At 28.7% G+C, this 12,164-nt stretch carries 11 protein-coding genes and 1 tRNA gene; 5 read left to right on the top strand and 7 right to left on the bottom strand.

The genetic code is table 11. From position 1 onward, the window contains the following. Window positions 1-11 precede the first annotated feature (11 nt). Window positions 12-88: transfer RNA gene (locus tag T483_RS0117020), tRNA-Asp, on the top strand. A gap of 212 nt (window positions 89-300) precedes the next feature. Here the strand turns inward: T483_RS0117020 and T483_RS0117015 are convergent. The 7 genes from T483_RS0117015 to T483_RS0116985 all read right to left on the bottom strand — a co-directional run bounded on the left by T483_RS0117015 (window position 301) and on the right by T483_RS0116985 (window position 6,597). Continuing rightward, window positions 301-1,281, bottom strand: coding sequence for an ATP-binding protein (locus T483_RS0117015; protein ID WP_026887929.1), 981 nt, complete (start codon window positions 1,279-1,281; stop codon window positions 301-303). After that, the gene (locus tag T483_RS0117010) at window positions 1,274-2,266 is read right to left on the bottom strand and encodes a DnaD domain protein (RefSeq protein WP_026887928.1); all 993 of its coding nucleotides are present in this window, start codon (window positions 2,264-2,266) and stop codon (window positions 1,274-1,276) included. The genes T483_RS0117015 and T483_RS0117010 overlap by 8 nt, the downstream gene beginning before the upstream one ends. A 276-nt stretch (window positions 2,267-2,542) precedes the next feature. Beyond that, the gene (locus tag T483_RS0117005) at window positions 2,543-3,742 is read right to left on the bottom strand and encodes a S8 family serine peptidase (RefSeq protein ID WP_026887927.1); all 1,200 of its coding nucleotides are present in this window, start codon (window positions 3,740-3,742) and stop codon (window positions 2,543-2,545) included. 194 nt (window positions 3,743-3,936) lie between these two features. Next, complete coding sequence (locus T483_RS0117000) at window positions 3,937-4,752, bottom strand: MBL fold metallo-hydrolase (protein ID WP_026887926.1); 816 nt, start codon at window positions 4,750-4,752, stop codon at window positions 3,937-3,939. Between the two features lie 17 nt (window positions 4,753-4,769). Next, the gene (locus T483_RS0116995) at window positions 4,770-5,201 is read right to left on the bottom strand and encodes a DMT family transporter (RefSeq protein ID WP_026887925.1); all 432 of its coding nucleotides are present in this window, start codon (window positions 5,199-5,201) and stop codon (window positions 4,770-4,772) included. A gap of 89 nt (window positions 5,202-5,290) precedes the next feature. Beyond that, complete coding sequence (locus T483_RS0116990) at window positions 5,291-5,767, bottom strand: dUTP diphosphatase (RefSeq protein WP_026887924.1); 477 nt, start codon at window positions 5,765-5,767, stop codon at window positions 5,291-5,293. Between the two features lie 290 nt (window positions 5,768-6,057). Then, window positions 6,058-6,597 carry a hypothetical protein gene (locus T483_RS0116985; RefSeq protein WP_026887923.1) on the bottom strand — a complete coding sequence of 180 codons (540 nt, stop codon included), beginning with the start codon at window positions 6,595-6,597 and terminating at the stop codon, window positions 6,058-6,060. 377 nt (window positions 6,598-6,974) lie between these two features. Here T483_RS0116985 and T483_RS0116980 point away from each other — a divergent pair, with 377 nt between their 5' ends. From T483_RS0116980 to T483_RS0116965, 4 genes are all read left to right on the top strand, one after another. Further along, window positions 6,975-8,240: a UDP-N-acetylglucosamine 1-carboxyvinyltransferase gene (locus T483_RS0116980; protein ID WP_026887922.1), complete on the top strand. Its 1,266-nt coding sequence runs from the start codon at window positions 6,975-6,977 to the stop codon at window positions 8,238-8,240. A 29-nt stretch (window positions 8,241-8,269) separates the two neighbouring features. Beyond that, on the top strand, window positions 8,270-9,061 hold the full coding sequence (locus T483_RS0116975) for an MBL fold metallo-hydrolase (protein WP_026887921.1): 792 nt from the start codon (window positions 8,270-8,272) through the stop codon (window positions 9,059-9,061). Between the two features lie 70 nt (window positions 9,062-9,131). Further along, on the top strand, window positions 9,132-9,635 hold the full coding sequence (locus T483_RS0116970; RefSeq protein ID WP_026887920.1) for an SEC-C metal-binding domain-containing protein: 504 nt from the start codon (window positions 9,132-9,134) through the stop codon (window positions 9,633-9,635). A gap of 282 nt (window positions 9,636-9,917) precedes the next feature. Further along, window positions 9,918-12,092, top strand: coding sequence for a methyl-accepting chemotaxis protein (locus T483_RS0116965; protein WP_026887919.1), 2,175 nt, complete (start codon window positions 9,918-9,920; stop codon window positions 12,090-12,092). Window positions 12,093-12,164 lie beyond the last annotated feature (72 nt).

Below are 12,164 nucleotides of genomic sequence, written 5' to 3'. Positions count from 1 at the left end.
CACCATAAGATGGCTCAGTAGCTCAGTTGGTTAGAGTGCCGGCCTGTCACGCCGGAGGTCGAGGGTTCGAGCCCCTTCTGAGTCGCCATTTAAAAAACAAGTTCTATAAATTAGAACTTGTTTTTTTTTATGGAAATTTATTTATAAAATATAATCTATAATATTAACTAAGTTTTTTAAAGAAATAAGTTTTTTGGGGATTCATAAAATAAAGTTGTAATAAAAATGAAACCCTAACATGATAGTCATTAACATAATAAATATCATATCAGAGCTTAATTTATTTGAATTGAAATAAGATTATCTATTTTTTTCTAAATTTTTTTTAATCCTTATATCTTCAGAATAAAATTTACAGAGTTTAAATTCTCCAATTAACCGAGAGGCAATTCTTTCACTATATTGCTTTGTTATTCCTGGCAAAGTTAAATTAGTCGAGATAAGCATTTTTTTATTAGTAAGAATTCGCTTGTTAATTATATTAAATAACTCGGTTACTGAAAATTCATTAAGATGTTCTGCACCTAAATCATCTACAATTAGTAAGTCACATTCTAGTAATAATGATTCTAAGCCTGAGTCATTATTGAATCTTATTTCTCTTAAGTTCTTGATTAATTCATCAGATGTTTTATAAATTACTAAGAAACCCATATCTAATATGGCCTTAGCAATACAATATGATAAATATGTTTTTCCACTCCCAGGATTTCCATAAAATAATAAGTTTGTTGATATTTTTGAAAAGTTCGGAAGATAATCTTTTAATATATAGTCTAAGTTATTCTCCATATTTTTTCTAGGAGAATATTTTTCATCTCCAAGTTTGTGGCTTGAAAACAAATTTAAATCGAAGTTATCAAAGTTATTATAGGATGTTGTAGTTTCTAGTTCTGAATTTTGATAGTATAATTTAATTAGCTTTTGTTTATAGCAAGTACATTTTACATTTCCTATAAATCCAGTATCTTTACATTTATTACATTGATAACGCAAATTTAAATATTCAGGATCATAACCTCTTTCAACTAACATTTCACATTTTTTTACTCTTAAATCAGTTATATTTTCTTTATAGCCATCTATTATTTTTTCACTATCTTTAGACTTAAGAATTGATACCGCCATTTTTAAAGACAATCTTTGAATTTTATTATCCAATTCAATAATCTCAGGATGCTTTTTTGATATTTCTTCTTTCCTAAGCTTTAAATTTCTAGCTTCACCTTCTCTAAGTTTATCATATATTTTTAAAATTTCTGTTTGATAACCTTTAATCATCGCTATCCCATCCTAAAAGTTTTTTTTCTAATGAATCATAATCATATTCTCTCGCTTCAAAGTTATTGAATTTGAGAGATGATTTATCATTATTATTGTAAGTTCTTTGGTACTTATTATTTTTTACATTTTTATTATCTTTAAGAGCTATGTCTTCTAAAGTTCTAATATTATTTTTATTCCAATTACTTAAGATGCCATCAATATACTTAAAATCTGCTCTATTCAATCTTTCGAAGCATACATCACAAGCTTTGAATATAATTTCATTTGAATACTTATAAATAAGAAGCCATTTTTCTATTAAATCTTGTTGGGGCTTCATTATATCTGTATTATTTATACCTAAATAAGTAAGAATTTTTCTTATATTAATCCATTTATCCTCTGCTTTTTTTATCAAATTTTGAGCTTGCTCAATAGTGGTTATTTTTTGATCATGCCAAGCTATAGCAACCTTTTCTATATATCTAGAATCACTTTTCCCCTTTGATATACAGTATTCCATTAAAATAAGAATTAATTCAGATGAAAAACCGAATTCTCTTTGCCAATTTAAGTAAAGTGACATTTCATTTGGAGATAGAGGCCTAGCTAGAAGAGTTTCAATATCTTTTAGCATATCTTTAGTATTTGTGCTATCCAAAGCTTCTAATAAGTCAACCTGTCTAGTAGATTTCGATGGTTCTTCAATTAAATCTACAAATTCTACATTAAAATTGCCCATTTTATCTATCTGAGTTAGTTTTATAACTCCTTGGTCATTCCAATAACTAAACGCATTCATAATGTCTGATTCTAACAAATTAAGCGAGGAAGCTAGTATTGATGAGCTAACGCCTAATTCACCAGAAATAGTATGCTTTAGCATCAATAAATAAACTTTTACAAATTCACCTCTAGCTTGTGGCATGTATTTTTCTATAAATACATTATTAACAGGAGTGAACCCTAGAGATTTATTCTTTAACATAAATGTGCTCATTCTGTTTACTACCTACCTTTCAAAGTTTTAGTATATATTAACAAGCAAAACTTGATTTAATAATATTGATTATATGATAATCTAATGTATGTAAATAATTATAGCATATTATGACCTTAATAAAGCGAAATATTACTTAACTGGTTCTTAGTTAAGTACTTTTATATAAGATTTAAGAGGATATAAAGAACATGCATTTGTCTTCATAAAAAAATTACTAATGTAATAAAACAAATGCATGTTCTGCATGGGAAGAATACTAATTAAAATAAATAATTATATGATAAGTTTATTTACATTTACAACACCTTCACCTTGAGTTTGATTGGATATATCATCAATAGGATCACATGCAACCTTTAATAATGAAACCATATCTTTGAAAGTTATTGATGGATTTTTCTCACATAATAACGCACATAATCCACTAATATAGGCCGTGGCAATAGATGAGCCTGTAAAAGCTTTATATGGCACTTCAAGTTTATTTGGATAAACTTTAATTCCGTTTTTTTCTGAAATATAATTATTATCAGAATTTAAAGATATAATATTAACGCATGCAGCAGATAAATCTGGCTTTGATAATTTGCTATATGGTCCTGCGGAAGAATAAGTATAAGGCTTTATTATCGAAGTAGTTGTATTTAAGCCGCCTATAGTTATACAGCTTGGGAGAGTAGCAATTCCCATAATAGATGTTTTCTCGCTTAAGTTACTTCCACTAGGAACTATAGGAATCAATCCTTTCGATATAGCATAGTTAAATGTCAAATCAAAGCAAGAGACAATGAATGTATTATGAGTTAAAAGTTCAAAAGGCAAACATAATACCTTTATGTTATTTTCTTTAGATATATTAGATAAACTTTCTATAGAATATAATATGTCGGAAGCAAATCCTTTACCGAGTTTGTCAAAAGCTTTATAGCAGAATAGCTTACTCTTATTACAAATTCCTTTATACATATTATTTGAGGATATGCCACTACTGCACAAAATTCCAGCCATAGAGGTACCATGTCCATTATCATCATAAGGATATCGAAAATTATTAATTAGATCTTCAAATAATTCTACTTTGGTGCCAGGAGAGGTTAGGTCTTGATGAGGAAATATACCACTGTCTATAAGACCTATTCCTACTCCTGCACCAGATAAACTAAACTTTTCAGAAAAGTGAATCTTATTTGCTGTAGTTACACTCATTCCACACAAAAATAGGTATTCATCCAAGCAAATTCTTTTAATTTCAGGATATTCAGAAATTCTATCTATGCCTCTTGAACTTAGTTCGGCACTTATAATATTAGAAGATTCAATAATATGATGTACAGTACCTTTATATGAACTGATTTTTTTAACTATTGAGGATTGAAAATCTTTATATTGTATAAGTATTCTATAACTTTTATAAGCATTTTTTGATATATAGTCTTTTAAATTATGATCTAGCTTACTTTTAGATGAAAACATATATTTCTCCAAAATATTATTACTTCAATATATTATATGAAAAAGAATCTTATTGTTAATAAAAAGTTAAGGATTAAGAAAATTTTTGTTGTATATGATCTTTATCCATTAAGTTAAGAAATTAAATAGTAGATTGATTATTATTTTTATTCAAGCTTCATACTTGGATTTATCCTTAATAATCAATCTACTATTTAAAAACTGTAGGTTTCCCCTATGTCTATAATTTTTATAGCCTTATCGTTCAAACTTAATAATGTTTCTTCGGTTTCCTGAAAGTTCTCTAATGAGATTCTAAAAGTTTTATAGTGAATTGGTATCATTGTAGGGCAAGACATCATTTTAAACATCTCATAACTTTGTTTTGGCGTACAATGCATATATGAAAATCGATCAGGTTTATAACAGCCTACAGGCATTAATGAAACATCGCAAGATATATTTTTAAAGTTATCAGTAAGTGCTGTATCACCTGCAAAGAACACGCTTTTATTTTCTCTTTCAATTAAAAATGAAATACTTTCATCATCATGTCCAAAATAAAAGCGTCTCCCATCATGATTAGCTTCATAAGCAGTAATCCTTATAAAGTCATCTTCATACACATCTCCAGGATGTAGTAAGAACACATTCTTAAAACCAAGTAACCTGGCAATACGGGTATATCCTTTTGGGACAATAAAAACAGCGTCTTTATTTAATTTTCTAAGAGATGAGAAATTTAAATGATCCATATGTCCATGAGAGAGTAGTATATAGTCTACTTTCAAATCATTTATGTATATTGGTTTTTTTACAAGTCTCTTAAAATACCCTAATGAACTAGAAAATACGGGATCAGTTATAATAATTTTATTTGATAGATTAATAATTGTGGTAGCATGACCAAACCAATTAATTGAGTTTTTTATAATTTTATCAGATTTTATTTCTGCGCTTTTTTTAAAATATTCCTTTATATTGTTAATTGTTAAATGGAATAAAAAATTAATGTTAGAAAAAGTATTCAAGTTTTATCGGTCCCTTCCTAATGATTCCACTTAAATATTACAATACCAACAATCATAATAGCAATACCTAAAAAATGATTTAATGAAAATCTAAGTCTTTCACTTCCAAATAATCCAAAGGCATCTATAAGTGCGGCAGCAAGTAATTGAGATATTAATATAATACCAATACCGAAGGTAGGTCCCATTGAGCCAACGCTTTTTATTACAGTAAAGGTTATAACAACTCCTAATGCTCCACCTAATAGATAAAGTTTATTGGAGTCCTTCAAATTAGAATAATTACCATCACCTAAAAAGAAAAAGATGATAAGGCTTAAGATAAGAGCAATGATTTGAACTAATAATGTAGTTTCCCATACTCCAATTTTCTCGCCTAACCTGGTATTAAATACACCTTGAACACTCATAGCAATTCCTGAAATTATTGCACATATTATTCCAAACATAACATCACCTCAAAATTATTATTCCCCTAAGGATCTTAAATATTATAAAAAATAAAAATGGTGTTATGTAATTAGTATGAATGTATCAATTAAAGGATAACCAAGTTGTCTAAATCCTTAATAAATTGATTTTGTATTTGAGATTCTGAAAAACCTAAGGTTAATCCTAAACTTAGCAGGTCTTCAAATAAAGTTAAGTAGTGATCTATAGATGGGAAAGCAATTAAATCATTTATATCAATATATAAGTTTAGAAATTGATCACTTAAACAATAGTCATTAGGTGTCATAGATACTGCAATTAAATCTGTATATCTATGATCAATACCTAGTGTTAAGACTTGAGAAATACAAGTTATATACATATCAAATATAGCACTGATGTTAATGGGCCTAGATTTTTTTAATAAATAGTTGAAGCAATTAGTTTCACTAGCTAATGCACCAAGAGATATTTCAAATTCTAAGTTTTTGCGTACTCGTAATTTGTGGGAGTCTAGCTCTTCATTTATAGATAAACTATCATTGTATTTTTTTTGTACTTTAAATAGTGGCTGAATATTCATAGTGAATCCTCCTACATTTCTAATAATAATATTATTTTACAAAATCTTTAAAATAAATGAAAGTTCGGAAAACGACTACAAAAAAATATTTTTAGAAAATTCGAAATTAAGAGATTATTTTTAAAGTTAATTTTACTTTAGAGGAAAATATAACTATAAGAGAAGAACAGTTTTAAAAATTATTAAACAAAAAAGACTGTGATGAATGCAGAAACGCAACACAGTCTTTAAAATATAAATTTATTGGATTGTTTAACAGTCGATTTATTATGATAGTAAGACCGTTTAAGCTAAAAGTCTTTTAAAATATAAGATTTCAAAGGAACATTTTTCTTAACTATAGGAAGTTTCCATATTTCAATGCTCTTAATTCTTAGTTTAACAAAGTTATCATTATCATATATCTCAGGAAAATTTAGCTTTACATCTTGCTTTTTATAGTCCTTGGGAAGATAACCTAAATTAGCAAGTGAAATAAAATTATCTCCAAAAGACTTAACAGCAAATCCGTTAAGTTCCAATATATCAAAAAGACTACGAGAAAGTCTCTTTATATAACCCTTATTGTCTATTTTTAAATTTATACTTTTTGTAGGTTCAAACAAATAGACTAAATCACTTGCATCAATTCTAAAACTTTTATAAGGAGCCACAATTTTATCAATAACTGGGCACAACTTATCCAAATTAGGATTTTCAATAGATGTTAATAAAACAAAAGGTATTGGAGAATTCCTATTTGCTCTAAATTTTTTTGACATATTTCTTTGTATCGGTGATATTACTTGATAGGTTTCCTCATCAAATAATGCAACTATATAGTACTTCATGATAAACCTCACAATCTCAATATATTGTATTAATAAAAATCTTAATAAATTATAACACAATAAGTAGAATAAAAGAATAGAAGAATAATTAAATAGTAAATGATAATAATAATTATGGAATTGAAGGATATTTTTTGAATAAAAGAAATATTTATTCCAGTAATATATGATTTTAGGGATATAATTACAGTAAATCCAAAAGAAAAATTGTATTGTAGCCTATATATGGTTAAAAAAGTGTTGATGGACTGAAAAAATGTATTTAAATAAATTTAGTTTATGATATAATAATTAAAGTAGATTTTAATTATAAAATAGGTTAATAATGTAAAATAGTATATATGATAATATAGATTTTAATAGATAGGGTGAATTCAATGGAGAGATTAGTTATAAACGGCGGAAACTTGCTAGAAGGTACTGTTGATATCAATGGTGCCAAGAATGCAGCAGTAGCAATATTACCAGCAGCTATAATGGCAAGTGATGGAAAATGCATAATTGATAACATACCAGATATTGAAGATGTACACTGCTTGGAAAGAATACTTAGAAGCTTAGGTTGTAATATTGTTAAGATAGATAACAATACTTTAGAAATAGATAGTACTAATGTAAATAATTTTGATGCATGCACGGATGATGTTAGAAGAATGAGAGCTTCATATTATTTTATTGGAGCTTTATTAGCACGATTTAAGAAAGCAAGAGTAGTTCTTCCAGGAGGGTGTTCAATAGGGGTAAGACCAATTGATCAACATATAAAAGGATTTGAAGCTTTAGGAGCTGAAGTGTTTATAGAACATGGGGCGGTTAATGTTAAAGCTGATAAGTTGATAGGAGCTAATATATTTTTTGACGTAGTTTCAGTAGGAGCAACAATAAATGTTATGATTGCAGCAACGTTAGCAGAGGGTGTAACAGTATTAGAGAATGTAGCAAAGGAACCTCATGTTGTTGATGTTGCGAACTTTTTAAATTCAATGGGAGCTGATATAAGAGGCGCAGGAACAGATGTAATAAGAATTAAAGGTGTAGAGAGCTTAAAAGGATGTTCTTATAGTGTAATACCAGATCAAATTGAAGCAGGTACATTCATGATAGCAGCTGTTGCTACAGGTGGCGATGTTTATATAAGAAACGTTATACCAAAGCATTTAGAATCAATTACAGCTAAGCTTACAGAGATGGGAGCAGTGATTGAAGAAGGTGATGATTGTATTAGAGTTACTGTGAATGCACCACTTAAGGGCGTTAATATAAAAACTACACCGTACCCAGGATTTCCAACGGATATTCAGCAACCAATGTCAACATTGCTAAGCATTGTACCAGGAAGAAGCTTAATTACTGAATCTATCTGGGAGAATAGACATAAACACATAGATGAATTGAAGAAGATGGGGGCCAATATTAAAGTTGAAGGCAGAGTTGCAATTATAGATGGTGCACAAAAGTTAACAGGCGCAGTAGTAAAGGCGACAGATCTAAGAGCAGGTGCTGCTATGGTTATTGCGGGATTAGTTGCAGAGGGAACAACTGAAATAACTAGTATAGAACATATTGATAGAGGATACCCTCATATAGAAAACAAGTTTAGAGCTTTAGGAGCAGATATTAAAAGAATAGAAGTGGATGAGTAATATAAATAAATTAGGGGGAGGAGATTAGAATGATATTTTGTTCTTTATATAGTGGCAGTAGCGGTAATAGTATGTTTATTGCCTCAAATAGAGCTAAGATATTAATTGATGCGGGACTCCCAGGCAAGAAAATTGATTTAGCATTACAAGAAATTAATGAAAATCCAAAGGATTTGAACGGAATTTTTATAACTCACGAGCATAGTGATCATATTAAAGGAGTTGGAGTATTGTCTAGAAAGTATGACATTCCTATATATGCAAATGCTGATACTTGGTCTGCTATGGAAAGCTTAATTGGGAATATAAAAGAACACAATATAAAGGTAATTGATAAAAGGTCAATTACCGAAATAGAAGATATGAATATTAAAGCATTTAATATTCCGCATGATGCAGCTGCACCAATGGGTTATACAGTTAGTTCGGAAAAAAAGAGTATAAGCATAGCAACGGATTTTGGAACTTTTACAAGAGAGATTTATGATAATATAAAAGAATCAGAAGTTATTCTCATTGAAAGTAATCATGATGTAAATATGCTTAAGTTTGGACCATATCCATATCCTTTAAAACGAAGGATATTGAGCGAAATAGGACATTTATCTAATGAGGATTGTGGAAGTGCTATAGTTGAACTATACAAATCTTCAACTAAGAAGAAGATTATTTTAGGTCATTTAAGCAATACTAATAATCAACCAGATTTAGCATACCAAACTGTTTTAAGCGTGTTAAATGAAAATGGAATTAAGTTAAAAGAGGACATAATATTAACTATGGCAAACAGACATAATCCCAGCAGTTATATAGAGATATAGTTTATTTGAGCTTATAATTTATAGAAATATATTATATATAATCAATGAAGATTTAAGGGAGGACTTAAAAATGAGTTTATATACAAATTGGACTGACATGGTTGTTGACTATGTAAAAACTAAGGGAGAAAATGCTTTCTGGGAAGAGTATAGTAAATTAGAAAAATCAATATATAAAGATTTATTAGCTAATCATAAAAGTGTTAAAAAGACTACAATAAGTGAATTAGCTAAAGAACATGATTCTACAGTAGAATTTGCTATGGGATTTATGGATGGTATTAATGATAGTTTAAAAAATCAATATGATCTTGAAACTATAGATGCTGATACAGAACTAGTACTTGATATAAATTTAGAAACTTTATATTTTAATATGCTAGATGCAAAAGCAGAATATTTATACACATTACCACAATGGGATGGAATATTCTCAATAGAAAAAAGGAATGAAATACAAAAGCAGTACAAAGAATCTAGAATAGTAAGAAATCTAGATAAAGTTGGAAGAAATGATATGTGCCCATGCGGTAGTGGAAAGAAATATAAAAAGTGTTGTGGAAAAGATAAATAATATGAATACATATAAGTGAACTCTATGTAATATAGGAGTTTGCCATTTAAGGCATAAAAAAACCCTAGTTTAGATAGGGTTTTTTTCTTTACTAATGGTTTCATGAAAAATAATAATTCACAAAAGTGAATATAGTTGGTATAATTATGATATAGAAGAAATTGTAATAAATAAAAGAATATTAATGCTATGAAAGCACAAATATAGATTCTAAAGATCTTTATTTAGTGCTTTATTTTTTTATTAAAAATAAATATAAGAATAATATTTGGGGGGATTGCTATGAGTTTGCGGCTTAAATATCTGTTGAATAGAAATTTAAAAGAGCATTCAGAAAAAGTATTTGAAGGAATATCAAATGGAAGAAAAAAGGCATTAGATAACTGGTTTAATGATAAGTGGGCACAATTAGAGAATATTAAGAATTCACTTGTAGCATTACAAGATAATGATAAGATAGTATGTAATTATTTAAGTGAAACCGTAAAAAAGCACGAGGATTTTTGTGAAATATTTGTTTTAAATGAAGATGGATTAGTATCAGTTTCTTCGTGTAAAGAGCATATTGGATTAGATATGAGTGATTTACCTAATCTAAAAGCAGGATTAGAAGGTAGGTCTCTAATGTATGGGCCATATATAGATAAACGAACTCTAGATATTGATACAAGTAATAAGAAATTTGCAGATGACGTTACATTAATGTTTTCTAGTAGATGCAGAAATCATAGCGATCAAGTTAGGATATTATGTTGTAGAGCATTAAATGATGATATGAGCAATGTAATTCAAGATGAAGATACTCATATTTATAAGGATTCTGGAGACAACTACTTATTTATGGTGAAGACTAGTAGAGATATTAAGCCGGGAACGGCTATATCTAGAAGTAGATTTGAAGATAATACCTTTACTCTAGGTGATAATCTTAAAGATGGAATCAAAACAAAGAGTTGGGGGACAGTTAAAATAAAGGAGCATACCGAATTCGAAATAATTTTTAATGATCCAGCTACAAGTAAATTGCATCGGGGAGTTGAAAATACAATTAGAAATGGTGAAAACCTGGATTGTTGGCCTGGATATCCAGATTACAGACATATAATGGTTGGAGGTAAGGGAACATTAATAACACCTCCGAACTGTGATGATGTATGGGGAATGATGTGTGAAGGTGATATAGCTGAGATATATAACTTTCAAAGCATTAATTTCAAAATGCCAATAACCATATCGATAGTATCGGCAATTTTAGTCACAGTAAATTTTATAACGATTAATTTATCCCCGAGTAATAGTATATTCACATCTATATCAATGTGGATTATATTATCACTATTTTCGCTATTAATATCTAAAAGAATGATCTCATCGCCTTTAAGTAGAACGATAAATATATTACAGGACATTGCAGAAGGCGAAGGAAATTTAACAAAAAGAGTTGAAAAGATATCATCAGATGAAATTGGAGAATTATCAAGATGGTTTAATAAGTTTATAAATAACCAAATGAGTATGTTAGATAGAGTAAAGAAATCAGCCAAGACTACAAAAAAGTCAGTAAATATAGTTTCTAATATAACAAGTGAAGTTAAAAATGGAATGGGAGTGATTGAAAATACAGTAATAACTTTGTTGGAAAATTCTAAAGAGCAAAATCTAGTATTTCAAGATACAAAAAACAAATTTTCAGATATTACGGCATCTATTCAAGAAATGGATAGTCTTATATTAGAAGTATCAGGGATAGTTGAAGGAACTAATGAAAGTGCGGCATCAGCGCAAAGCATATCCAAAGAGGTGTTGAGTAATATGGAAGATTTAGAAAAGACTATTGAGAATACTGTACAATCTATAAGCACTTTACAGGGATATTCAGAGGAGATAAGTGAAGTAATTAATGTGATAAGAAATATAAGTAAGCAGACGCAGCTTTTAGCCCTTAATGCATCAATTGAGGCTGCAAGAGCTGGAGCGAGTGGAAAAGGATTTTCTGTAGTTGCAGAAGAAATATCTAAATTAGCTCTAGAAACAGAAAGTGCTACCAGGTCAATAAGTAATGTTATTAATCAAGTTCAAGAACAGACACAAACAACATTTGAATATGCAGAAGAGATAGATACTAAGGTGGATATATCTACAGCGAGTGTAAAAGAATCTATTCAATCATTTGATGATATTAATGAAGATATAAATATAATAGCTAATTCGATGCAGTCAATAGCACAAATAACTTCAACTCAAAGCAAAGATGTGGGAGAGGTTATGAATAATGTAAGTACTATGGCAAATAAGATAGAACAATCTACTGAAAATAGCTCAAATAAGAGTGAAGAATCATTGTCTATGGTTAAGAAAATATTATTAGAAATAAGGCAGTTAAAACAAGCAACTGATGTGCTAGAATATTCATCAGACAATTTAAATGAAATGGTTGGATCATTTAAATTAAAGTAAAAAATGACATGAAGATGTACAACATATAAATATAATTAAATATCATACTTTTGCTGACATTAAAAGAAACTA

It is taken from the genome of Clostridium beijerinckii HUN142 (assembly GCF_000621745.1).
GTDB lineage: Bacteria > Bacillota > Clostridia > Clostridiales > Clostridiaceae > Clostridium > Clostridium beijerinckii_A.
This window is presented reverse-complemented; position numbering and strand designations above follow the sequence as displayed.